Raw genomic sequence first — 22,084 nt, 5'->3', positions numbered from 1 at the left:
GCGATCAGGCTTTCAGCAGCAGCGCCACCGCCTCGGCCGCAATCCCTTCCTCGCGCCCCAGGTAGCCCAGTTTTTCATTGGTCTTGGCCTTGATATTGACCTGGCCCACCGTCACGCCCAGGTCTGCCGCCACGTTGGCGCACATGGCGCCGATATGGGGCGCCATTTTCGGACGCTGGGCGATGATGGTGGCGTCGATATTGCCGATCACATAACCGGCGGCCTTGACGCGCGAGACGGCTTCGCGCAGCAGGGTGCGCGAGTCGGCGCCTTTGAAGCGCACATCGGTATCGGGGAAATGGCGGCCGATATCGCCCAAGGCGGCCGCGCCGAAGATGGCGTCGGTGATCGCGTGCAGCAGCACGTCGGCGTCGGAGTGGCCCAGCAGGCCCAGGTGGTGCGGAATCTTCACGCCGCCGATGATCAGGTCGCGGTGTTCCACCAGTGCGTGGCAGTCATAGCCCTGGCCGATGCGGAACGGTAAAACGGGAGTGGTGGTGGTCATGCGGTCTTTCTGTTCAGGAGACGAAATCGGGGTGGGCGAGGTACATCTCTGCCGTCTGTATATCGCGCGGCAGGGTCACTTTCAGGTTGCGCGGATGGCCCTCGACCAGTTTCGGCGACAGGCCCAGCGCTTCGATGGCCGAGGCGTCGTCGGTAATGGCGGCCGGATCGCGCGCTTCGGACAAGGCGCGGCGCAGCAGCGCATAGGAAAACATCTGCGGCGTCTGCGCCAGCCACAGGCCGTCGCGCGGCACCGTAGCGGCCGACACATTGCCCTGCCCTGCCCGCTTGACGGTATCGACCACCGGCAAGCCCAGCAGGCCGCCGGCCGGGTGCTGGCCCACTTCCGCGATCAGCTTGGCGATCAAGGCAGGCGTGAGACCGGGCCGCGCCGCGTCGTGCACCAGTATCTGATCCACGCCCTGCAGCACGTCCTGCAGCGCGTGCAGGCCGTTCAAAATGCTCTCCATGCGGGTCGCGCCGCCGCAGCGCAGCACCGTCACGCCGTGCTCGGGGATCACGCCGTCGATCCAGCCGTCATCGGGGCTGACCACCACATAGGTGTGGGCGATCAGCGGGCTGGCCAGAAAGGCGTCGAGCGCGTGGCGCAGCATTGGTTTGCCGGCGATGTGCAGGTATTGCTTGGGGCTGTTTGCTGCCATGCGCGCGCCCACGCCGGCGGCGGGGATCAGCGCAATATGGCGGGCCGTATGTTCTTGTCCGTTCATTGTTGCTTTCGTCATTTGCCGGCCGGCGCAGCCTTGCCGGCCAGGATAGTCTGGATTTCGCCGTTGCAGGCCTTGCCCAGGCGCGCATATTCCTGCGGCGAATCGATGGCGGCCTGCAGGGTTTCCACCTTGCGCATTTCCGCCTTGATATAGGGCAGCCAGCCGGTGTCGATTTCGCGCGCCAGCGCCGCCTTGGCCGTGCCGCGCGGCGCATACAGGGGGCGCGCCTCGAAGCGTTTGGCCAGCGCCGCGCGCACGGTGCTTTCCACGCGCGGCAGATGGTCCATATAGGTTTTCATGTGCCGCAGTTCATGCTTGAGTATCTCATCATACGCGCAGGTACCGGGCGGAAATTCACGGCCGATATAGATGATCACGGGCGCGTAGGTCAGGCTCACGCCGATCTGCGGCGCCACGCATTCGTAGCCGCTGACCGGATCGAACAGCATCGGGCCGGCCAGCGCGATCTTCACTTGCGAATCGGTCCTGGTCAGCCCGAGCACGAAGGCATTGCTGCGCGCCACGCCCTTCATGGCCGTCAGCGCGCGGTACGGCAGATGGGTGTCGATGGAATAACCATTCTGCTGCGCCGTCAGCACCGAGACCGTCTTGCTGATGGTGTCTTCGCAGCGCACCTGGAATGGCGTACGCGTTTGCGCCAACGCACTGCCGCTGGCCGAAGCCAGCGCCAGGATCAGGCAGACGGCGGCGCGCATGCGAAACTTGCTCCTGCGCTCAGGCCGGCTGCCAGGCGCCGCTGGTGATTTTGTCGAGCCAGAAGATGCCGATCACGGTTTTCACGTCGGTAATCGTGCCGTCGCGCACCCAGTCCAGCAATTGCGGCACGGTGGCCGTGAAGGTCTCCAGGAATTCGCCTTCGTCAAGCTGGCGTTCGCCGGCCACCAGGCCGCGCGCCAGGAACAGTTCCAGGTGCTCGTCCGAATAGGCGATGGCGTTGTGGATGGTGGACACAAATTGCCAGTCGCTGGCCGTATAGCCGGTCTCTTCCAGCAGTTCGCGCTGGGCGCAGGCCAGGTGCGCTTCGCCCGCATCGATTTTACCGGCGGGAAATTCAATAAAGACCTGGTTCAGCGGATAGCGGAACTGGCGCTCCATCAGCACCGTGCCGTCGTCGAGCAGCGGCAGGATCACCACCGCGCCCGGGTGCAGGATGTATTCGCGGCTGGTGATCTTGCCATCAGGCAGGCTGACGCGGTCGCGCCGCACTTGCAGGAAGCCGCCCGTAAAAACGGTCTCGCCGTCGACTTTGGTTTCAAGCAGATGCGTGTCCATGCGTAGTCCTTATTCAATAAAAAACGGCGCCTGAGGCGCCGCTTTTGCAGTGGTGTTTAGCGGCGTTTGCGCAGGTAGCGTGCCACGAATCCCGGAAATGCCAGGACCAGAAACAAGCATCCGGTAATGGCATAAAACTCCCAGGTTTGCGGGAAAGCATTACCGAGGCGCGCTTCGAGCATGAAGGCCACGCCGCCGACGATGAAGTACAACACCACCATCTCCAGCAGGCGCAGCGCCAGCGGCTTGCGCCAGCCCTTGCCGTCCGCTGGCGCCGCGCTCTTTTTCAAGGGCACGGCGGCAAACAGCTTGTCGTTAAAGAACGGCAGGTTGGCCGCCAGGATGCCCATGGCGATCACCAGCCAGCTCGATACCGTGGCGTCCATGCGCTTACGATACCAGCGTTTTGGAAATCGCCGTGGCGCAGGCAGCCAGGATGCTCTGTGGCAGCACGCCCAGGACCAGTACCATGGCGCCGTTGGCGGCCAGCACGATGCGCATGTCGCCATGCACCACCAGCGCGTGGCTGTCGGTCGGCTCGTCGAACCACATCATCTTCACGACGCGCAGGTAGTAGAAGGCGCCGATCAGCGAGAACAGCACGGCAACGATGGTCAGCCAGATCTGGCCCGTGCCCAGCACGGCGGCCAGTACCGAGTACTTGGCCATGAAGCCCATCAGCGGTGGCACGCCGGCCAGCGAGAACATGAACAGGGTCATCACCAGTGCGAAGATCGGGCTGCGTTTGCCCAGGCCCTTGAAGTCGGCCAGTTCTTCCGCTTCGAAGCCATGGCGGGCCAGCAGCATGATCACGCCGAAGGTACCGAGCGTGGTGAACACATAGGTGACGACGTAGTACATGGCCGCGCCGTAGGCGGTGGCCGCGCCGGTGGCGTTGAGCACGCCGGTCGCATCGGTGAAGGTACCCGACATCAGGCCCAGCAGCACGAAGCCCATCTGTGCGATGGTCGAGTACGCCAGCATGCGCTTCAGGTTGGTCTGCGCAATCGCCGTGAAGTTACCGATGGCCAGCGACATCACGGCCAGGATCATCAGCATTTGCTGCCAGTCGCGTGCCATTGGCAGCAGGCCTTCGGCCAGCAGGCGCAGGCAGATGGCGAACGCGGCCAGTTTTGGCGCCGCGCCCAGCAGCAACGTCACGGCCGTCGGCGAACCCTGATAGACGTCGGGCACCCACATGTGGAATGGCACCACGCCCAGTTTGAAAGCCAGGCCGGCAACCAGGAACACCAGGCCGAACACCATGATGGTGCCGTTGGCTTTGCCCGACTCCAGCGCGGCGCGTACCACGCCCAGGTCCAGCGAGCCGGTCGCGCCGTACAGCATCGAGATACCGTACAACATGAAGCCGGAGGCCAAAGCGCCGAGGATGAAGTATTTCATCGCCGCTTCGGTCGCCTTGGCGTTGTCGCGGCGCAGCGCGATCAGGGCGTACAGCGACAGCGACATCAGTTCCAGACCCAGATAGATGATCAGGAAGCTGTTGGCCGAGATCATGATCATCTGGCCCAGCAGTGCGAACAGGGCCAGCACATAAAACTCGCCGCCCAGGTTACCGGACAGCATGGTGCGGTCGGTGGCATAGCTGCGCGAGTAGATCAGGGTCATGGCGACGGCGCCATACGAGAACAGTTTCAGCAAGTTCGACATCGGGTCCGACACGAACATATTGTGGAACGTGTAGACGGTGGTGCCGGCGGTGAAGTCGCCCACGGTCAGCAAGGTGCAGCCGGCCAGGGTCAGCAGCGACAGCGCATAGGTGATCGAACGCTTCGCCGCAGGCAAGAACATATCGATCAGCAGGATCGCCGACGTGGCGATCAGCAGAAAGATCTCCGCGTACAGCGGGACCAGGTTAGGTGCATTAGTCATGTTATGGATCTTCGTATTTAAGGCAACTTGCTGGTGGCGACATGCTTGAGCAGGTCCGTCACCGACGTTTGCATCGTGTCGGTGAACGGGGCTGGATACAGACCCATCACAAGCACGGCGATAGCCAGCACAGCAAGCATGAAGAATTCACGTTTGTTGATATCGGTCAGTTCTGCCACATGCTTGTTCTTGATCTTGCCGAACACCACGCGCTTGGCCATCCACAGCGAGTACGCCGCGCCCCAGATCAGTGCCGTTGCAGCCAGCAGACCGATCCAGAAATTGAACTGCACCGCGCCCAGGATCACCATGAACTCGCCGACGAAGCCGGAGGTCGCCGGCAAGCCGCAGTTGGCCATCGAGAACAGCACGAAGAAGGCGGCAAATTTCGGCATGCGGTTCACCACCCCACCGTAGTCGGCGATGTTACGGGTATGCATGCGGTCATACAGCACGCCGATGCACAGGAACATGGCGCCCGAGATAAAGCCGTGCGACACCATCTGCACGATGCCGCCCTGCACCGAGATGTCGTTGAACATGAAAAAGCCCAGGGTGACGAAACCCATGTGGGCGATCGACGAGTAGGCGACCAGTTTTTTCATGTCGGTCTGCACCAGGGCGACCAGGCCGACGTAGATCACGGCGATCAGCGACAGCGCGATCATGAAGCCCGACAGGTAGTGGCTGGCGTCCGGCGTGATCGGCAGCGAAAAACGCAGGAAGCCGTAGGCGCCCAGTTTCAGCATGATGGCGGCCAGCACGGCCGAACCACCGGTAGGCGCTTCGACGTGGACGTCCGGCAGCCAGGTGTGGACCGGGAACATCGGCACCTTGACGGCAAACGCCATCAGGAAGGCGATGAAGATAAAGATCTGTTCGCGCATCGACAGCTTGAAGGCATGCCATTCGAGGATGTCGAAGCTACCGGTTTTAGAACGCAGGTAGATGATGGCGACCAGGGTCAGCAGCGAACCGAAGAAGGTGTACAGGAAGAACTTGAACGAGGCGTACACGCGGTTCGAACCACCCCAGATACCGATGATGATGTACATCGGGATCAGGGTCGCTTCAAAGAAGAAGTAGAACAGCAGGCCGTCCATCGCGCAGAACACGCCGATCATCAGGCCCGACAGGATCAGGAAGGCACCCATGTACTGGGCGATGCGCTTCTCGATCACCTGCCAGGCCGAGATCACCACGATCACCGTGATGAAGGCGGTCAGCGGCACGAACCACAGCGACAGGCCGTCGATGCCGAGCGAGTACCAGATATTGAAGGTCTCGATCCACGGTGCTTTTTCAACGAACTGCATGCCGTGCGCGGCATTGTCGAAATGCTGGATCAGCGGCAAGGTGCACAGCATGCTGAGCACCGCGCCAGCCAGCGACAGCCAGCGGGTAAAACCCGCTTTGCTGTCACGGCCGAGAGCCAGGACCAGGACGCCGCAGATGATCGGCACCCAGATCGACAGACTCAGGTAGGGAGGTAGTGTAGAAATCGTAGACTGCATCATGGTTCTCAGTATTCTTTTATCAGGTCAGCTTACTTAGCGGGCCAGAATGGCAGGAAATAGATCAGGGCGGCCAGCACGCCGAGGATCATCACGAACGCGTAGTGGTAGATGTAACCCGTCTGCAAACCGCGCGACAGCGACGAGATCCAGCCCACCAGCTTGGCGCTGCCATTGACCAGCAGACCGTCGATGAGCTTCTTGTCACCGAAGTTCCACAGGCCATTGCCCAACAGACGGGCGCCGCCGGCAAACACGACTTCATTGAACTTGTCCATGTAGTACTTGTTGTCCAGCAGGGTATGGATCGCGTGGAACTTGGCGAAGAACCAGGCCGGTACGCGCGGATTGACCATATAGCAGTAGTAAGCGGCAACAACACCGGACAGTGCCAGCCAGAACGGCGCCGTCGACAGGCCGTGGATCGCCATCGCCATCGCACCGTGGAACTCGTGCGACAACTCTTCCATCGCTGGATGGTTTTCGCCGACGAAGATCACGCCCTTGAAGAAGTCGCCATGCAGCATCGGGCCGATGGTGAAATAACCGATCAGCAGCGAAGGAATCGCCAGCATCACCAGCGGGAACCAGACCACGAATGGCGATTCATGCGGTTTCTGGCCAGGCGCCAGGCCGTGGTGGCCATGGTCGTCTTCCTCTGCTTCTTCATGGTGATCGTCATGCGCGTCGCCGTGGGCGCCATGCGCCGCTTTTGGCGCGTGATGATCGTCATGGCCGTGGGCATGCGCCTGGCCGAAACGTTCCTTGCCGTGGAAGACCAGGAAATACATGCGGAACGAGTAGAAGGCGGTGACGAACACGCCAGCCAGTACGGCGAACTGGGCAAAGCCCGCGCCCCAGATATGGGTCGCTTCGACCGCTTCGATAATGCTGTCTTTCGAGTAGAAACCGGAGAACAGCGGCGTGCCGATCAGGGCCAGCGAACCGACCAGCGAGGTGATCCAGGTGATCGGCATGTATTTGCGCAGGCCACCCATGTTGCGGATATCCTGGTCGTGGTGCATGCCGATGATGACCGAACCGGCGCCCAGGAACAGCAGTGCCTTGAAGAATGCGTGCGTCATCAGGTGGAACACGGCCACCGAGTAGGCCGACGAACCGAGCGCGACCGTCATGTAGCCCAGCTGCGACAGGGTCGAGTAAGCAACCACGCGCTTGATGTCGTTCTGGATCATGCCCAGGAAACCCATGAACAGCGCCGTGATCGAACCGATCACCAGGATGAAGGACAAGGCCGTGTCGGACAGTTCGAACAGCGGCGACATGCGCGAGACCATGAAGATGCCGGCCGTCACCATCGTCGCGGCGTGGATCAGTGCCGAGATCGGGGTAGGACCTTCCATCGAGTCAGGCAGCCACACGTGCAGCGGGAACTGCGCCGATTTGCCCATCGCGCCGATAAACAGGCAGATGCAGGCAACCGTCAGCAGCGGCCAGTCGCTACCAAGCATGGTCATCTGTGCCAACGCATCTTTCTGCGCGAACACTTCCTGGTAGTTCATGGTGTGGGCGTTAGCCAGCAGCAGGCCGATGCCCAGGATAAAGCCGAAGTCGCCCACGCGGTTGACCAGGAAGGCCTTCATGTTGGCCACGATGGCGGTCGGACGCTGGTACCAGAAACCGATCAAGAGGTAAGAGACCAGGCCCACGGCTTCCCAACCGAAGAACAGCTGCAGGAAGTTGTTGGCCATCACCAGCATCAGCATCGAGAACGTGAACAGCGAGATGTAGGCGAAGAAGCGGTTGTAGCCTTCGTCGTCCTTCATGTAGCCGATCGTGTAGATGTGCACCATCAGCGAGACAAAGGTGACCACGCACATCATCATCGCCGACAGCGAGTCGATCTGGAAGCCCACTTCCATCTTCAGGGTGCCGATCGTCATCCAGTTGTAGATCGTGCCATTGAATGTCGCGCCATCCATCACTGCCAGCAGCGTCTGCACGGACAGGATGAAAGCGATCAGTACGCCCAGGATCGTCGCGGTATGCGACGTCTTGCGACCGACCAAATTACCCAGGAACTGGGTGCCAAGCAAACCTGCAATCGCGGCACCGGCCAGCGGCGCCAGCGGTACGGCAAGAAGGAGGTTAGGGTTGAGGAGTTGCCCCGCCATGATGAACCTTAATCGTTATTATTCGAGAGATCGAGTCTGAAAAACATCAGCCTTTGAGGCTGTCCAGGTCTTCGACGTTGATGGTATCCAGATTACGGAACATCACCACCAGAATAGCCAGACCGATAGCCGACTCAGCGGCGGCAACCGTCAGGATGAAGAAAACGAAGATCTGACCGGCCGCGTCACCCAGGAAATGGGAAAACGCGATGAAATTCATGTTCACCGCCAGCAGCATCAATTCGATTGCCATCAGCAATACGATGATGTTCTTGCGGTTCAGGAAAATACCGACGATCGAGATTGCGAACAGGATCGCGCCCAGGACCAGAAAGTGTGTGAGCGTCAGTGTCATGGTGTCTCCTTAACTTCCGGTGCCGCAGGACGCTCGACGACCGGATCCATCTTGATGATCTTCAGGCGGTCGTTACGCTTGACACGTACGGCGTCGCCCGGAGCAAAATGCTTGGTGTCCTTGCGCTTGCGCAAGGTCAAGGCAACCGCGGCAACGATGGCCACCAGCAGCACCACGGCGGCGATCTCGAAGGCAAATACATACTCGGTGTAGATCAGCAGGCCCAATTCCTTGGTGCCGCCCAGGTTGATGTTGGCCGGTGCGATGCTCGGCGAAAAGTTGCGGAAACCATGCCACAGCACGGCCGCCATTTCCAGCACGATGATCACGCCCACCGTCACCGACAAGGGCAGGTAGCCCCAGAAGCCTTCGCGCATGCGGTCGATATTGATATCGAGCATCATGACCACGAACAGGAACAGCACCATCACGGCGCCGACATACACCAACACCAGCACGATGGCCAGGAATTCAGCTTGCAGCAGCATCCAGATGCCTGCCGCGGAAAAGAAGGACAGTACCAGGAACAGCACTGCGTGGACCGGATTACGGGCCGTGATGACGCGCGTCGCTGCCAGGATCAAGATCAGCGAAAAGGCGTAAAACAAAATTGTTTTAAAGTCCATAAAAAACCCAATAGACGTACAGATGAACGAGGGGTGCGCCGCAGCCCTGGGCTACGGCGCCTCCATCAGCGATAAGGTGCGTCGGCGGCGCGTGCGGCGGCGATTTCGTTTTCGTAACGATCGCCCACGGCCAGCAACATCTCTTTCGTGTAGTACAAATCGCCGCGTTTCTCGCCGTGGTATTCCAGCACGTGCGTTTCAACGATCGAATCGACCGGGCAGGATTCTTCGCAGAAACCGCAGAAGATGCACTTGGTCAAATCGATATCGTAGCGCGTAGTACGGCGCGAACCGTCGTCACGCTGCTCCGATTCGATCGTGATGGCCATCGCCGGGCAAACCGCTTCGCACAGTTTGCAGGCGATGCAACGTTCCTCGCCGTTCGGGTAGCGGCGCAGCGCGTGCAAGCCACGGAAGCGCGGCGAGATCGGTGTCTTCTCTTCCGGGAATTGCACCGTGATCTTGCGCGAAAACATGTACTTGCCGGTCAGCGCCATGCCCTTGATCAGCTCGCCTAACAGGAGGCTGCTGAAAAAATCTTTTACCTTATCCATTCGTATGCACTCTCTTACTTCCAAATATTCCAGGATGTCTGCATCCAGGCAGCGACGAAGACCAGGTAGACCAGCGTCAACGGGATAAACACTTTCCAACCGAGGCGCATGATCTGGTCATAACGGTAGCGCGGGAAAGTACCACGCACCCAGACGAACAGCGAGACGATGAAGAAGGTTTTTGCAAACAGCCAGAAGAAGCCGCCGAAACCGCCCCAGAATTCGAGGAAGGCAAACGGTGCGGACCAGCCGCCCAGGAACATGATCGATGCCAGCGCGCCGATCAGGATCATGTTGGCGTATTCGGCCAGCATGAACATGGCGTAGGCCATGCCCGAATACTCGACCATGTGGCCGGCCACGATTTCCGACTCGCCCTCGACGACGTCGAACGGGTGACGGTTCGCTTCCGCCAGGCCAGAGACCAGGTAGATGACGAACATCGGCAGCAGCGGCAGCCAGTTCCACGACAGGAAGTTCACGCCTTTTTCGGCGAAGTAGCCGATCTGCTGGCCACCGACGATGTCGATGAAGTTCAGGCTGCCCGACACCATCAGCACGATGACCATCACGAAACCCATCGGGATTTCATACGAGATCATCTGTGCCGAAGCGCGCATGGCGCCCATGAACGAGTACTTCGAGTTCGAGGCCCAGCCGGCGATGATGATGCCGTAGACTTCCATCGACGTGATCGCCAGCAGCAGCAGCAAGCCGGCGTTGACGTTGGCCAGCACCGCCTCCGGGCCGAACGGCACCACCGACCAGGCGGCCAGGGCCGGCATGATGGTCATGATCGGACCGATCACGAACAGCCCCTTGGCGGCCTTGGACGGGATGATGATCTCTTTGAACAAGAGTTTGAGCGCATCGGCGATCGGCTGCAGCAGGCCCAAGGGACCCACGCGGTTCGGGCCGACGCGGATCTGGATCCAGCCGATCAGCTTGCGCTCCCACAGGGTGGCGTAAGCAACCAGGCCCATCAGCGGCAACAGCACGCACAGGATCTTGATCAGGGTCCAGAAGAACGGCCAGGTCGCGCCCAGCAGGTTCTGCCCGCCGGTATTGATGACGTTTACAAATTCAGGCAGCGCCATCAGATGTTCCCCTCTGCTTTTTCTACGGTGATGTCACCGAACATGCCGCCAAGCTGGGCGGTCGAGGCATGCGCCGCCGACACTTTCACCACATTGGCTGGCAGGCCGGCATGAATGGCCGCCACCAGGATGGCGCTGCCCGCGCCTTGCGCGACCTTGACCTTGTCGCCGGCCTTCACGCCCAGCTGTTCGGCCAGTGCTGGCGACAGATGGGCTTGCGGCGTGGCGCCGTCGACCGTGCGCAGCAACGGTTCGGAACGGCGTACCAGCGCGTCGGCAAAGTAGATCGGCACGTCGGCGATGCGTTGCAGCGCAGGCGACGCCGGGGCGTAGCTGGCCGCTGCCGGAGCGTTTTTGGCGATATTGTTCAGCTGTGCCGACAGGTCCAGCACGCCGGCGCCAAACGCTTCGTCGCGGATCGCTTCCGAGGTGTCGTAGTCGAAACCTGGCAGGCCCAGGATATTGCCCAGTACGCGCAGCACTTTCCAGGCTGGACGGGTTTCGGCCAGCGGTTTCACAGTGCCGTTGAAGCTTTGCACACGGCCTTCGCAGTTGACAAAAGTGCCCGAGGTTTCGGCGAACGGCGCGATCGGCAGCAGCACATCGGCGTACTCCATGCCGTGCTTGAAGGCGGACATGGCCACCACCATGTCGGCGCCATGCAGAGCGGCGCGGGCCGCCTGTGGATTGGCGCTATCCAATTCCGGCTCGGCGTGCAGCAGCACGTAGGCTTTCTTCGGTACGGCGAACGCGGCTTGTACATTGCTGCCTGGCTTGAGCACCAGGTGCGCGCCGACCGTGTTGGCCGCTTCCGTCAGGTAACCGAGGGTGGCGCCGGTCTGTTCGGCGATCCATTGCGCGGCAGCGTGCAATTGCGACGCCTGCGGGTGTTGCGTTGCCGCGTTACCCATCAGGATGGCGCCATGGTCGCCGGCCATCAGGCTGGCGGCGATATTGACGGCCACGTCGGAGGCGTTGACGGCGTCGAAACCGGCAGGGGCGGCGATGTCCTTGGCTTTCGCCACGGCAACCACCACTTCCGACAAGGCGGCCAGCCAGTCACCTGGCGCTAGAATCATCTTGTTGGCGATATTGATCAGCTGCTCGTCGTCGGACGCGTGCAGGATCGACAGCTTGGCGCCGCTCTTGACGGAGGCGCGCAAACGCGTGGCCAGCAGCGGATGATCCTTGCGCAGGAAGGAGCCGATGACGAAGGCGCGCTTGATCTGGCCGAAGTCGTTGATCGGCATGCCCAGCCAAGGCTTGACGTCGGCACCCAGCGCGAAGTCGGTCTGGCGCAGGCGGAAGTCGACGTGCCCGGAACCGAGGCCGTTGACGACTTTTTGCAGCAGCACCAGTTCTTCCACGGTCGAGTGCGGCGTGGCCAGCGCGGCGATGGCGTCGGCGCCATGTTCGTGCTTGATGTTTTTCAGGCCGTGCGCCACGTATTCCAGCGCGGTCTGCCAATCGACTTCTTTCCACTCGTTGCCCTGCTTCAGCATTGGCGAGGTCAGGCGTTCAGCACTATCCAGCGCTTCATACGAGAAGCGGTCCTTGTCCGAGATCCAGCATTCGTTGACAGCTTCGTTTTCCAGCGGCAGTACGCGCTTGACCTTGCCAGCTTTCACTTGCACGATCAGGTTGGCGCCCAGGCCGTCATGCGGGCTGACCGATTTGCGGCGCGACAGTTCCCAGGTACGGGCGCTGTAGCGGAACGGTTTCGAGGTCAGTGCGCCAACCGGGCACAGGTCGATCATGTTGCCCGACAGTTCGGAGTCGACCGTCTGACCGACGAAGGACACGATTTCCGAGTGTTCGCCGCGGCCGATCATGCCCAGCTCCATCACGCCGGCCACTTCCTGGCCAAAGCGTACGCAGCGGGTGCACTGGATGCAGCGCGCCATCTCTTGCATCGAGACCAGCGGGCCGGCTTCCTTCGGTTTCACGACGCGCTTGTCTTCCTTGTAGCGCGATTCGCTCTTGCCGTAGCCGACTGCCAAATCCTGCAACTGGCATTCGCCGCCCTGATCGCAGATAGGGCAATCGAGCGGGTGGTTAATCAACAGGAATTCCATGACCGACTTTTGCGCCTGCACAGCCTTATCGCTGGCCGAGCGCACGATCATGCCGGCACTGACCGGGGTCGCGCAAGCGGGCAAAGGCTTGGGGGCCTTTTCCACTTCGACCAGGCACATGCGGCAGTTCGCTGCGATCGACAATTTCTTGTGATAGCAGAAGTGCGGGATGTAGGTTCCCAATTTGTTGGCGGCGTCCATCACCATGCTACCAGCAGGGACTTCGACTTTTTTGCCGTCTATTTCGATTTCAACCATGGTGATCGTTACCTGACGCAGCTTAGATGTAAGCGGGCACTAAGCAATGCTTGTGCTCGACATGATATTCAAATTCTTCACGGAAATTCTTAATGAAGGCCCGTACCGGCATGGCAGCCGCATCGCCCAGCGCGCAAATGGTGCGGCCCTGGATGTTGTCGGCGATCGAGTTGAGCATGTCCAGGTCGTCTGGACGACCCTGCCCCTGCTCGATGCGGTGCACCATGCGGTACATCCAGCCTGTGCCTTCACGGCAAGGCGTACACTGGCCGCACGATTCCTCGAAGTAGAAGTAGGACAGGCGTTCCAGCGCCTTGACCATGCAGCGTGTTTCGTCCATCACGATGACGGCGCCCGAACCGAGCATCGAACCGGCTTTCGCGATCGAGTCGTAGTCCAGGTCGGTCTGCATCATGATGTCGCCGCGGATCACTGGCGCGGACGAACCGCCAGGAATCACGGCCTTGATCTTTTTGCCACCGCGCATGCCGCCTGCCAGTTCCAGCAGTTTGGCAAACGGCGTACCGAGCGGCACTTCGTAGTTGCCCGGCAATTCCACGTCACCCGAGATCGAGAAGATCTTCGAGCCGCCGTTGTTCGGCTTGCCCATCGCCAGGTATTTCTCCGGGCCGATGTTCAGCACGAACGGCACGGCCGCAAAGGTTTCCGTGTTGTTGATGGTGGTTGGCTTGCCGTACAGGCCAAACGAGGCCGGGAAAGGCGGCTTGAAGCGCGGCTGGCCTTTCTTGCCTTCCAGTGATTCGAGGAGCGCGGTTTCTTCGCCGCAGATGTAGGCGCCATAACCATGGTGCGCATGCAACTGGAACGAGAACTCGCTGCCCATGATCTTGTCGCCCAGGAAGCCGGCGGCGCGCGCCTCTTCCAGCGCTTCTTCGAAACGCGCGTATTCAGCCCAGATCTCGCCGTGGATATAGTTGTAACCGACGGTGATGCCCATCGCGTAAGCGCCGATCGCCATGCCTTCGATCAGGGCATGGGGATTGTAACGAATGATGTCGCGGTCCTTGAAAGTGCCCGGCTCGCCTTCATCTGTATTGCAGACGAGGTATTTCTGGCCCGGGAACTGGCGCGGCATGAAGCTCCACTTCAGGCCGGTAGGGAAACCCGCGCCGCCACGGCCGCGCAAGGACGAGGCCTTGAGGTCGGCGATGATCTGTTCCGGCGTGATCTTCTCTTCCAGGATGCGGCGCAGGGCCGAATAGCCGCCGCGGTTCACATAATCTTGCAAATGCCAGTTCTTGCCATCCAGATCCTTCAGGATCAATGGATCGATATGGCGGTTGTGAAGTGACGTCATTTCTTGAGTTCCTCCAGCATGGCGTCGATCTTCTCGTTCGACATCCAGCTGCACATGGTTTTATTACTGACCAGCAGGACAGGCGCATCGCCGCAAGCGCCCATGCACTCGCCTTCGACCAGCGTGAACTGGCCGTCCGGGGTGGTTTCGCGGAAACCGATGCCCAGCTTCTGCTTCAGGTGTTCCGCCGCGCGCACGCCGCCCGACAGGGCGCATGGCAGGTTGGTGCACACGGTGATCTTGTGCTTGCCGACCGGTTTCACGTTGTACATATTGTAGAACGTCGCCACTTCCTGCACGGCAATGGCCGGCATGCCGATGTAGTTCGCCAGTTCCTTCATGGTTTCCGGCGCCAGCCAGCCCAGTTCATCCTGGGCGTGGGCCAGCGCGGCCATCACGGCCGACTGACGCTGGTCGGCCGGATACTTGGCCAGCTCGCGGTCGATTTTTTTATAGCACTGCTCTGATAACAACATACTTTTTGCCTCTTAGCGGTCAATACTGCCGAACACGATGTCTTGCGTACCGATGATGGTCACGGCGTCGGCAATCATGTGTCCACGCGCCATTTCGTCGAGCGACTGCAAATGGGCATAGTCGGGTGCGCGCAGTTTCATGCGGTACGGCTTGTTGGCGCCATCGGACACCAGGTAAATGCCGAACTCGCCTTTCGGGTGTTCGACCGCGCTGTAGGCTTCGCCCGGCGGCACGTGGAATCCTTCGGTAAACAGCTTGAAGTGGTGAATCAGCGATTCCATGTTGGTCTTCATGTCGACACGGCCCGGAGGCGCCACCTTGCGGTTGCTGGTCATGACAGGACCCGGATTGTTGCGCAGCCACTCGACGCACTGCTTGATGATGCGGTTCGACTGGCGCAGCTCTTCCACGCGCACCAGGTAGCGGTCGTAGCAGTCGCCGTTGGTGCCGACAGGAATGTCGAAGTCCATCAGGTCGTACACTTCGTACGGCTGCTGCTTGCGCAAGTCCCACTGCACGCCCGAGCCGCGCAGCATGGCGCCGGTAAAGCCCATCGCCAGCGCATCTTCCGGCGACACCACGCCGATGCCGACCGTGCGCTGTTTCCAGATACGGTTGTCGGTCAACAAGGTTTCATATTCATCGACATAGGTCGGGAAACGGCGCGTGAAGTCTTCGATAAAGTCCAGCAGCGAACCCTGGCGGTTTTCGTTCAGCTTGGCAATCGCCTTGGCGTTGCGGATGATCGACGCCTTGTGCTGCGGCATCGCGTCCGGCAGGTCGCGGTAGACGCCGCCCGGACGGTAGTAGGCCGCGTGCATGCGCGCGCCCGACACCGCTTCGTAGCAGTCGAACAGGTCTTCGCGGTCGCGGAAGCAGTACAGGAACGGGCCCATCGCGCCGACGTCGAGCGCGTGCGCGCCCAGCCACATCAGGTGGTTCAGCACGCGGGTGATCTCGTCGAACATCACGCGGATATATTGCGCGCGCAGCGGCACTTCCAGGCCCAGCAGCTTTTCGATCGCCATCACATAGGCGTGTTCATTGCACATCATCGACACATAGTCGAGACGGTCCATGTACGGCACCGATTGCAGATAAGTCTTCTGTTCGGCCAGCTTTTCGGTGGCGCGGTGCAGCAGGCCGATATGGGGGTCGGCACGCTGGATGACTTCGCCATCGAGCTCGAGCACCAGGCGCAGCACACCGTGCGCGGCCGGGTGCTGTGGCCCAAAGTTCAGGGTGTAGTTCTTAATCTCAGCCATTATTTCATCCCGTAATGTTCTTCGCGGATCACGCGCGGCACGTTTTCCCGCGGCTCGATCGTCACGGGCTGGTAAATCACGCGTTTCTGTTCCGGGTCGTAGCGCATCTCGACATAGCCGGAGACAGGGAAGTCCTTGCGGAACGGATGGCCGATGAAACCGTAGTCGGTCAGGATGCGGCGCAGGTCGTTATGGCCTTCGAACAAGATGCCCAGCAGGTCGAACGCTTCGCGCTCGTACCAGTTGACCGAACGCCAGATGCCGATCACGGACGGCAGCAGCGGCATCTCGTCGTCGGGTGCGAACACGCGCACGCGCACGCGCCAGTTGTGCTTGACCGACAGCAAATGCGACACGGCCGCATACCGCAGGCCAGTCCAGGCGCCGTCGCCATAGGTCAGGTAGTCGACGCCGCACAGGTCGAGCAGCTGCTCGAAATGCAGGGACGGATCGTCGCGCAGGGTCTGCATCACGGCCAGGTAGTCCTCTGCCTTGACGGTCAGGGTGACTTCGCCCAGCGCAACGCTGGTACCAACGCGTTCGCCCAGGGCAGTGCCGAGGGCGTTTTGCAATACTTCTAAATGTGTTGTCATAATCTGAAGCGGCCCGGTTAGCGTGCGATCGTGCTGGTACGCTTGATCTTGTTCTGCAGTTGCATGATGCCGTACAGCAGCGCTTCGGCAGTCGGAGGGCAGCCAGGCACATACACGTCAACGGGCACGATGCGGTCGCAACCACGCACCACCGAGTACGAGTAGTGATAGTAGCCGCCGCCATTGGCGCAGGAACCCATCGAGATAACCCAGCGCGGCTCGGCCATCTGGTCGTAGACCTTGCGCAGTGCCGGCGCCATCTTGTTGCACAAAGTGCCTGCAACAATCATCACGTCGGACTGACGCGGCGACGGACGGAACACGACGCCGAAACGGTCCATGTCGTAGCGAGCTGCGCCCACATGCATCATTTCGACCGCACAGCAGGCCAGACCGAACGTCATCGGGAACATCGACCCGGTGCGCGCCCAGTTGATCAGCTTGTCGGCCGAGGTGGTGATGAAACCTTCGCTTAATACGCCTTCAATAGCCATGGCTTATTCCCAGTCAAGGGCACCTTTCTTCCAAATGTACCAAAATCCGACCGCGAATTCGGCGATAAACACCATCATCGTGACGAAACCGGCCCAGCCCAGGTCGCGCATTGCCACGCCCCACGGGAAAAAGAATGCCGTTTCCAGATCGAACAAAATAAACAGGATTGCAACCAGATAGTAGCGCACATCAAATTTCATGCGCGCGTCTTCGAATGCCTCAAAACCACATTCGTACGGGGAGAGTTTTGCTGCGTCGGGCCGGTGAGGACCCAGGATGCGGCCCAGGACCTGGGGCGCGATGCCGACACCAAGGCCGACAAGAATAAACAGCAGGACGGGGAAGTAATTTTCGAGGTTCACGATTTGATGAGCTTATATTGAACGATCGGTTAAATGAGGACGCCGCGGTGATTTGCGGCGTATCTAACGCGCGATCCCAATCAGGGCTACGATCAGGATCGAACACATCCTCGTAAAAAAAGCCAGCAACTTTGAACGAGCCATGGCTCGTGCGCCGTTGCTGGCTTCTGATTTCTGGTGCCGACGACGAGACTCGAACTCGTACAGCTTTCGCCACTACCCCCTCAAGATAGCGTGTCTACCAATTTCACCACGTCGGCGGTAAGGCCCGTATTCTACTCTGCTTTGCTGCCAAAGTTAATGCACAAATGCATCAAAACACAGATAAAAACGATAAATTTTTACATCTAATGACTCTGTACTGCGTTTTCCTACCGTACTGCCAAAACATTGAGCAATATTCTGCCCGTAATGAGAATTACTCTCGACAAGCGCCGCCGATTATTTCGGAATCGTGTTTGCCGGGGCGTCAGCCGCTGGCGTCGCCGGCACGGTGGCCGCAGGCACGCCCGTCGCTGGCGCCACTGGCGCGGCCGGAGCGGCGCCAGGAATGGCGCCGGCGCCGGTCACCGGCACAGGCTTGACGACCTTGTCCATCACGCCGCCGCCCACCGTGGTGGCGCGCTGGTTGGCCATCAGCGACAGCGCCAACGTGGCGCCGAAGAAGATGGCGGCGGCCACGCCGGTCGACTTCGACATGAAGTTCGACGAACCCGTGGCACCGAACAGGCTGCCGGACGCGCCGGAACCGAATGCGGCGCCCATGTCGGCGCCCTTGCCATGCTGCAGCAATACCAGCGCAATAATCGACAAAGCGGACACTACCTGTACCACGACTACCAGATTGAACATCATGTTCATTGCAATTCCATTCTCAGTTTAAAGTAATTCAATCAGCGGCGTGAATAATCGCCAGGAAATCCGCCGCCTTCAATGCCGCCCCACCGATCAGACCGCCATCGATATCCGGCATTGCCATCAATTCTTTCGCGTTCTCCGGCTTCATGCTGCCGCCGTACAGGATCTGCACGCCGGCGGCCGCTACCGCATTCTTTGCCGCCAGATGGCCACGCAATACCTGGTGCACTTCCTGCGCCATCTGCGGCGTGGCCGTCTTGCCCGTGCCAATCGCCCAGACCGGTTCGTAAGCGAGCACCAGTTTTGCCACATCGGCTTCGCTGAGGACAGCGAGCACCGCATTCAACTGCTTGGCCACCACCGCGTCGGTCTGCCCTGCTTCGCGCTCGTCGAGATGCTCGCCGATGCAGACGATGGGCGTGATGCCCGCCGCCAGTGCCGCGACCGTCTTGGCCGCCACCTGCGCGTCGGTCTCGCCATGGTAGGCGCGCCGCTCGGAGTGTCCCAATATGACGTAGTTGCAGGCAAAATCCTGCAGCATCGCCACCGAGACTTCGCCGGTGTAGGCGCCGCTGGCGTGCACGGAAACGTCCTGCGCACCCCAGGCCAGGCTTGATCCTGTCAATTGCGTCTGGCACTGCGCCAGGTAAGGCGCGGGCACACAGACGGCACTGGCAGCACCGGTGGCGCCCAGACCAGCAACGATTTCAGACAACAGCACCGCGTTCGAGGTGCGGCTGCCGTTCATTTTCCAATTTCCGACGACGAGTTTGCGACGCATGGTAGCCTAAATTTTAATAACCCGTCATTCTAACGCTACCACTGTTGGCGGTCAAACCGCTGGCCGCTGCTTTCAAGCAACTTGCAACATGATCTTGCCGATGTGGGTGCTCGCCTCCATCAGCGCATGCGCCTGGTTCGCCTTGTCCAGCGGGAAGGTTTTATAGATCACCGGCTTGATTCTGCCCGCCTCGATCAGCGGCCAGACGGTGTCGCGCAGATGCCGGGCAACGGCCGTCTTGAATTCGACCGAACGCGGGCGCAGGGTCGAGCCGGTGACCGTCAGGCGGCGGCGCAGCATTTGACCCAGATCAAGTTCGGCCCTGGTGCCGCCCTGCACCGCGATCAGGCCGATGCGGCCGTCGTCGGCCAGGCAGTCGATTTCGCGCGGCAGGTAATCGCCGCCGACCATGTCGAGGATCACGTCGACGCCCTTGCCGCCGGTCAGTTCCTTGACGACGGCAACGAAATCTTCGGTACGGTAATTGATGCCGCGCTCGGCGCCCAGCTGCTCGCAGGCGCGCGCTTTTTCGTCGCTGCCGGCGGTGGCGAACACGCGGTGGCCCAGGGCGCTGGCCAGCTGGATCGCCGCCACGCCAATGCCCGAGCTGCCGCCCTGCACCAGCAGGGTGTCGCTGCCCGACAGCGCGCAGCGGTCGAACACATTGCTCCAGACAGTAAAGAAGTTTTCCGGCAGGGACGCGCCTTCGAGCGCTGTCAAGCCTTTCGGCAACGGCAGGCACTGGCCGGCGGGTGCCACGCAGTATTCGGCATAGCCGCCGCCCTGCACCAGCGCGCAGACCAGGTCGCCCACCTTGAAACCGGTGCCGTCCAGATCGCCATCGACCAGTTCGCCCGCCACTTCCAGGCCCGGCAGGTCGGAGGCGCCGGCTGGCGGCGCATATTTGCCCAGGCGCTGCAGCACGTCGGGACGGTTGATGCCGGCCGCATGCACCCTGATCAGCACCTCGCCCGCCTTCCAGGCCGGCTGCGGACGTTCGGCGACTTTCAGGACATCGGAGGGACCGGGCTGGCTGATTTCAACTGCGCGCATGGCAAGACACTTTCAAAGGGAAAGTGCGATTGTACGTCAAGCTTGCGCGCCCTGCAGACGCGCACAGGTATTGCCGCGCGCCTACTCGGAGCCGGTTTTGGAGGTGCGCGGCAAGGGCATGCCCGGCTTCCATCTGGCCGACAAGGCCTGCCCTTCCTCGACCTGTTCCGGCGTCATCTTGCGCACCACGGCGGCGCGCTGATCGGCCGCATTGGCCGAACCATTGGCGGCGGCCAGGTTCCACAACATATAGGCGATCACATTATCCTGCTCCACACCGCCCATGTGATAACGGTACATCAGGCCCAGCACCTGCTGCGCCTCGGCATGGTTCTGCTCGGCCGCCTTGCGGAACCAGCTGACGGCCTGCTTGTGGTCCTGCAACACGGCGTTGCCCGTGTAATACATGGCGCCCACCACGTATTGCGCATCGGCCTTGCCCTGGTCGGCCGCCTTGCGGTGCCAGAACATGGCCTGCTTGTAATCCTGCGGCAAGCCGCGCCCCATGTAATACATCAGGCCCAGCAAGTGCTGGGCGTCGGCGTTGCCGGACTTAGCCAACGGCAAAATTTCCTTGTAGGCCAGCGCATAATTCTTGTTGTTGTAGGCACTGGCGCCTTCGCTGAAACCGGCCTTGGCCGGCAGCTGTATCGCAAACAGCATGCAGAGTGCAATGATCAGTTTTTTCATCGGAATGGGATGTGGTATGACTGCTTTTTATTATCCGGCCCAAGGGCGGGACACCCGGGGACTCCCCTATTTCCAGCTGACTTTGCCTAGGCCGTCGACGCTGACATCGCGGTTGGCAGGCTTGCCATATACCACCACCGAACCGAGTCCGCTCAGGTTCAGCTTGGCGTTACTGCGCGCGTTGACGATGGCGTTGCCCAGGCCACTCAGCTCCAGGTTGACCGCGTCGGCTTCGAACTGCTGCGCATTGAGGCTGCCCAGGCCGCCGAGCGAGGCCTTGAGCACGCGTCCGCGCCCGCCCAGCACCACCGAACCGGCGCCTTGCAGGTCGAGCTCGGCCTTGTCGTTATTGCCGATCCACAGCTGCATGCTGCCCACGCCGCCCAGGGTGGCATTGAGCTTGCGAAAATCGCCGACCACCTTCACGCTGCCCGCCCCTTCCAGCGACAGCGTCAGCTCGTCGCCCGTAAAACCGGATACGTCGGTGCTGCCGAAGCCTTCCGAGCTCACTGCGCGCAGGCTGGGCAAGACCAGGTCGGCGCGGATCGAACCCGGATTGAGCTTGAAGCCGCGCACTTCCGTTTCGATATGCAAGGTGTCGCCGCTTTGCGCCGTGCTGACATCGGCAATATAGCGCTTGTCGGCGGTAATGCTGAGCGAGGCCACGCTGCCCTGGCGGATGCGCACCTCCATCACGCCGTCGAGCTTGACGCGCACCACGCGCGCATCGACCGTGCGCATTTCCAGCTGCCGCGTTTCGGCGGACACGCCGCGCAGCAGGCCGAACGTGGCCAGGAAGGCCAGCGCAAAGTGCAGGGATTTTTTCATTGCATTCCTCGGTATCTTGTTTTTATGTGCGACAGCAGGCGGCCACTCTAGCAGCGGCCAATATGGCTGGCAATCACTTATGCGAAGAACGCTTTCTGGGCGGCAGTCAGGCGCTTGGCCTTGACCTGCACGATATGTGCGTCGGGCGTCTTGCCGATGGCCGCGCCCTGGTAGCTGGAACTGGCCACTTGCAAGGCCGGTGCCGGCGCGTAGCAGCTGGCGCCGAGCAGGACGGCGGCGGCGATGACGATGGCTTCCATGTGTTTGGCGACGTTCATGTGGTTCTCCTCGGGGTGTCTGGCAGTCATTGCGGTATGTAGCCACTATAGCCA

General features: G+C 60.9%; 25 protein-coding genes and 1 tRNA gene. All 26 read right to left on the bottom strand.

Features of this window, described 5'->3' with window-relative positions; translation table 11 throughout:
- Window positions 1–4 precede the first annotated feature (4 nt).
- The 26 genes from ispF to ASR47_RS25870 all read right to left on the bottom strand — a co-directional run bounded on the left by ispF (window position 5) and on the right by ASR47_RS25870 (window position 22,030).
- Entirely contained in the window at window positions 5–505 is a 501-nt protein-coding gene (ispF, locus tag ASR47_RS25995; protein ID WP_065310670.1) for a 2-C-methyl-D-erythritol 2,4-cyclodiphosphate synthase, read from the bottom strand.
- Window positions 506–518: 13 nt separating this feature from the next.
- Window positions 519–1,232 (bottom strand): 2-C-methyl-D-erythritol 4-phosphate cytidylyltransferase, encoded by a 714-nt coding sequence (ispD, locus tag ASR47_RS25990; protein ID WP_065310669.1) that lies wholly within the window; start codon window positions 1,230–1,232, stop codon window positions 519–521.
- A gap of 11 nt (window positions 1,233–1,243) precedes the next feature.
- The gene (locus ASR47_RS25985) at window positions 1,244–1,948 is read right to left on the bottom strand and encodes a hypothetical protein (protein ID WP_065310668.1); all 705 of its coding nucleotides are present in this window, start codon (window positions 1,946–1,948) and stop codon (window positions 1,244–1,246) included.
- Window positions 1,949–1,967: 19 nt separating this feature from the next.
- A complete protein-coding gene (locus ASR47_RS25980) occupies window positions 1,968–2,525 on the bottom strand; it encodes an NUDIX domain-containing protein (protein ID WP_065310667.1) in 558 nt (185 codons plus the stop codon).
- Between the two features lie 56 nt (window positions 2,526–2,581).
- Window positions 2,582–2,911: a DUF2818 family protein gene (locus ASR47_RS25975; protein WP_065310666.1), complete on the bottom strand. Its 330-nt coding sequence runs from the start codon at window positions 2,909–2,911 to the stop codon at window positions 2,582–2,584.
- Window positions 2,912–2,915: 4 nt separating this feature from the next.
- Window positions 2,916–4,418 (bottom strand): NADH-quinone oxidoreductase subunit NuoN, encoded by a 1,503-nt coding sequence (gene nuoN / locus ASR47_RS25970; RefSeq protein WP_065310665.1) that lies wholly within the window; start codon window positions 4,416–4,418, stop codon window positions 2,916–2,918.
- A 17-nt stretch (window positions 4,419–4,435) separates the two neighbouring features.
- Window positions 4,436–5,935 (bottom strand): NADH-quinone oxidoreductase subunit M, encoded by a 1,500-nt coding sequence (locus ASR47_RS25965; protein WP_065310664.1) that lies wholly within the window; start codon window positions 5,933–5,935, stop codon window positions 4,436–4,438.
- A 29-nt stretch (window positions 5,936–5,964) separates the two neighbouring features.
- The gene (gene nuoL / locus ASR47_RS25960; protein WP_065310663.1) at window positions 5,965–8,067 is read right to left on the bottom strand and encodes an NADH-quinone oxidoreductase subunit L; all 2,103 of its coding nucleotides are present in this window, start codon (window positions 8,065–8,067) and stop codon (window positions 5,965–5,967) included.
- Window positions 8,068–8,113: 46 nt separating this feature from the next.
- Window positions 8,114–8,422: an NADH-quinone oxidoreductase subunit NuoK gene (gene nuoK, locus ASR47_RS25955; RefSeq protein ID WP_065310662.1), complete on the bottom strand. Its 309-nt coding sequence runs from the start codon at window positions 8,420–8,422 to the stop codon at window positions 8,114–8,116.
- Window positions 8,419–9,048, bottom strand: coding sequence for an NADH-quinone oxidoreductase subunit J (locus ASR47_RS25950; protein WP_065310661.1), 630 nt, complete (start codon window positions 9,046–9,048; stop codon window positions 8,419–8,421). Before ASR47_RS25950 ends, nuoK begins: the two co-directional genes overlap by 4 nt.
- Window positions 9,049–9,113: 65 nt before the next feature.
- Complete coding sequence (nuoI, locus tag ASR47_RS25945; RefSeq protein WP_065310660.1) at window positions 9,114–9,602, bottom strand: NADH-quinone oxidoreductase subunit NuoI; 489 nt, start codon at window positions 9,600–9,602, stop codon at window positions 9,114–9,116.
- Window positions 9,603–9,616: 14 nt separating this feature from the next.
- Window positions 9,617–10,699, bottom strand: a complete 1,083-nt coding sequence (gene nuoH, locus ASR47_RS25940) for an NADH-quinone oxidoreductase subunit NuoH (RefSeq protein ID WP_065310659.1) — start codon at window positions 10,697–10,699, stop codon at window positions 9,617–9,619.
- Window positions 10,699–13,032 (bottom strand): NADH-quinone oxidoreductase subunit NuoG, encoded by a 2,334-nt coding sequence (nuoG, locus tag ASR47_RS25935; protein WP_065310658.1) that lies wholly within the window; start codon window positions 13,030–13,032, stop codon window positions 10,699–10,701. Before nuoG ends, nuoH begins: the two co-directional genes overlap by 1 nt.
- Window positions 13,033–13,054: 22 nt before the next feature.
- The gene (gene nuoF / locus ASR47_RS25930) at window positions 13,055–14,350 is read right to left on the bottom strand and encodes an NADH-quinone oxidoreductase subunit NuoF (RefSeq protein WP_065310657.1); all 1,296 of its coding nucleotides are present in this window, start codon (window positions 14,348–14,350) and stop codon (window positions 13,055–13,057) included.
- Entirely contained in the window at window positions 14,347–14,826 is a 480-nt protein-coding gene (nuoE, locus tag ASR47_RS25925) for an NADH-quinone oxidoreductase subunit NuoE (protein WP_065310656.1), read from the bottom strand. Before nuoE ends, nuoF begins: the two co-directional genes overlap by 4 nt.
- A 12-nt stretch (window positions 14,827–14,838) precedes the next feature.
- On the bottom strand, window positions 14,839–16,092 hold the full coding sequence (locus ASR47_RS25920; protein WP_065310655.1) for an NADH-quinone oxidoreductase subunit D: 1,254 nt from the start codon (window positions 16,090–16,092) through the stop codon (window positions 14,839–14,841).
- The gene (locus ASR47_RS25915; RefSeq protein WP_065310654.1) at window positions 16,092–16,685 is read right to left on the bottom strand and encodes an NADH-quinone oxidoreductase subunit C; all 594 of its coding nucleotides are present in this window, start codon (window positions 16,683–16,685) and stop codon (window positions 16,092–16,094) included. The genes ASR47_RS25920 and ASR47_RS25915 overlap by 1 nt, the downstream gene beginning before the upstream one ends.
- 17 nt (window positions 16,686–16,702) lie before the next feature.
- On the bottom strand, window positions 16,703–17,179 hold the full coding sequence (locus ASR47_RS25910; RefSeq protein ID WP_010399733.1) for a NuoB/complex I 20 kDa subunit family protein: 477 nt from the start codon (window positions 17,177–17,179) through the stop codon (window positions 16,703–16,705).
- 3 nt (window positions 17,180–17,182) lie between these two features.
- On the bottom strand, window positions 17,183–17,542 hold the full coding sequence (locus tag ASR47_RS25905) for an NADH-quinone oxidoreductase subunit A (RefSeq protein WP_065310653.1): 360 nt from the start codon (window positions 17,540–17,542) through the stop codon (window positions 17,183–17,185).
- A 175-nt stretch (window positions 17,543–17,717) separates the two neighbouring features.
- Window positions 17,718–17,802, bottom strand: a tRNA-Leu gene (locus tag ASR47_RS25900).
- A 181-nt stretch (window positions 17,803–17,983) separates the two neighbouring features.
- Entirely contained in the window at window positions 17,984–18,403 is a 420-nt protein-coding gene (gene secG / locus ASR47_RS25895; protein WP_065310652.1) for a preprotein translocase subunit SecG, read from the bottom strand.
- Window positions 18,404–18,431: 28 nt separating this feature from the next.
- A complete protein-coding gene (gene tpiA / locus ASR47_RS25890) occupies window positions 18,432–19,181 on the bottom strand; it encodes a triose-phosphate isomerase (protein WP_082989172.1) in 750 nt (249 codons plus the stop codon).
- 72 nt (window positions 19,182–19,253) lie between these two features.
- Entirely contained in the window at window positions 19,254–20,234 is a 981-nt protein-coding gene (locus tag ASR47_RS25885; protein ID WP_065310650.1) for an NAD(P)H-quinone oxidoreductase, read from the bottom strand.
- A gap of 81 nt (window positions 20,235–20,315) precedes the next feature.
- Window positions 20,316–20,924 (bottom strand): tetratricopeptide repeat protein, encoded by a 609-nt coding sequence (locus tag ASR47_RS25880; protein ID WP_065310649.1) that lies wholly within the window; start codon window positions 20,922–20,924, stop codon window positions 20,316–20,318.
- 66 nt (window positions 20,925–20,990) lie between these two features.
- Window positions 20,991–21,752 (bottom strand): GIN domain-containing protein, encoded by a 762-nt coding sequence (locus ASR47_RS25875; RefSeq protein ID WP_065310648.1) that lies wholly within the window; start codon window positions 21,750–21,752, stop codon window positions 20,991–20,993.
- Window positions 21,753–21,829: 77 nt separating this feature from the next.
- Window positions 21,830–22,030 (bottom strand): hypothetical protein, encoded by a 201-nt coding sequence (locus ASR47_RS25870; protein ID WP_065310647.1) that lies wholly within the window; start codon window positions 22,028–22,030, stop codon window positions 21,830–21,832.
- Window positions 22,031–22,084: the final 54 nt, after the last annotated feature.

Source organism: Janthinobacterium psychrotolerans, assembly GCF_001677885.1.
GTDB classification, from domain to species: domain Bacteria; phylum Pseudomonadota; class Gammaproteobacteria; order Burkholderiales; family Burkholderiaceae_D; genus Janthinobacterium; species Janthinobacterium psychrotolerans.
This window is presented reverse-complemented; position numbering and strand designations above follow the sequence as displayed.

Bases quoted from the DNA above. Each gene is read 5' to 3' on its own strand.
- ispF (WP_065310670.1), bottom strand. From the start codon at position 505: ATGACCACCACCACTCCCGTTTTACCGTTCCGCATCGGCCAGGGCTAT.
- ispD (WP_065310669.1), bottom strand. From the start codon at position 1,232: ATGAACGGACAAGAACATACGGCCCGCCATATTGCGCTGATCCCCGCC.
- ASR47_RS25985 (WP_065310668.1), bottom strand. From the start codon at position 1,948: ATGCGCGCCGCCGTCTGCCTGATCCTGGCGCTGGCTTCGGCCAGCGGC.
- ASR47_RS25980 (WP_065310667.1), bottom strand. From the start codon at position 2,525: ATGGACACGCATCTGCTTGAAACCAAAGTCGACGGCGAGACCGTTTTT.
- ASR47_RS25975 (WP_065310666.1), bottom strand. From the start codon at position 2,911: ATGGACGCCACGGTATCGAGCTGGCTGGTGATCGCCATGGGCATCCTG.
- nuoN (WP_065310665.1), bottom strand. From the start codon at position 4,418: ATGACTAATGCACCTAACCTGGTCCCGCTGTACGCGGAGATCTTTCTG.
- ASR47_RS25965 (WP_065310664.1), bottom strand. From the start codon at position 5,935: ATGATGCAGTCTACGATTTCTACACTACCTCCCTACCTGAGTCTGTCG.
- nuoL (WP_065310663.1), bottom strand. From the start codon at position 8,067: ATGGCGGGGCAACTCCTCAACCCTAACCTCCTTCTTGCCGTACCGCTG.
- nuoK (WP_065310662.1), bottom strand. From the start codon at position 8,422: ATGACACTGACGCTCACACACTTTCTGGTCCTGGGCGCGATCCTGTTC.
- ASR47_RS25950 (WP_065310661.1), bottom strand. From the start codon at position 9,048: ATGGACTTTAAAACAATTTTGTTTTACGCCTTTTCGCTGATCTTGATC.
- nuoI (WP_065310660.1), bottom strand. From the start codon at position 9,602: ATGGATAAGGTAAAAGATTTTTTCAGCAGCCTCCTGTTAGGCGAGCTG.
- nuoH (WP_065310659.1), bottom strand. From the start codon at position 10,699: ATGGCGCTGCCTGAATTTGTAAACGTCATCAATACCGGCGGGCAGAAC.
- nuoG (WP_065310658.1), bottom strand. From the start codon at position 13,032: ATGGTTGAAATCGAAATAGACGGCAAAAAAGTCGAAGTCCCTGCTGGT.
- nuoF (WP_065310657.1), bottom strand. From the start codon at position 14,350: ATGACGTCACTTCACAACCGCCATATCGATCCATTGATCCTGAAGGAT.
- nuoE (WP_065310656.1), bottom strand. From the start codon at position 14,826: ATGTTGTTATCAGAGCAGTGCTATAAAAAAATCGACCGCGAGCTGGCC.
- ASR47_RS25920 (WP_065310655.1), bottom strand. From the start codon at position 16,092: ATGGCTGAGATTAAGAACTACACCCTGAACTTTGGGCCACAGCACCCG.
- ASR47_RS25915 (WP_065310654.1), bottom strand. From the start codon at position 16,685: ATGACAACACATTTAGAAGTATTGCAAAACGCCCTCGGCACTGCCCTG.
- ASR47_RS25910 (WP_010399733.1), bottom strand. From the start codon at position 17,179: ATGGCTATTGAAGGCGTATTAAGCGAAGGTTTCATCACCACCTCGGCC.
- secG (WP_065310652.1), bottom strand. From the start codon at position 18,403: ATGAACATGATGTTCAATCTGGTAGTCGTGGTACAGGTAGTGTCCGCT.
- tpiA (WP_082989172.1), bottom strand. From the start codon at position 19,181: ATGCGTCGCAAACTCGTCGTCGGAAATTGGAAAATGAACGGCAGCCGC.
- ASR47_RS25885 (WP_065310650.1), bottom strand. From the start codon at position 20,234: ATGCGCGCAGTTGAAATCAGCCAGCCCGGTCCCTCCGATGTCCTGAAA.
- ASR47_RS25880 (WP_065310649.1), bottom strand. From the start codon at position 20,924: ATGAAAAAACTGATCATTGCACTCTGCATGCTGTTTGCGATACAGCTG.
- ASR47_RS25875 (WP_065310648.1), bottom strand. From the start codon at position 21,752: ATGAAAAAATCCCTGCACTTTGCGCTGGCCTTCCTGGCCACGTTCGGC.
- ASR47_RS25870 (WP_065310647.1), bottom strand. From the start codon at position 22,030: ATGAACGTCGCCAAACACATGGAAGCCATCGTCATCGCCGCCGCCGTC.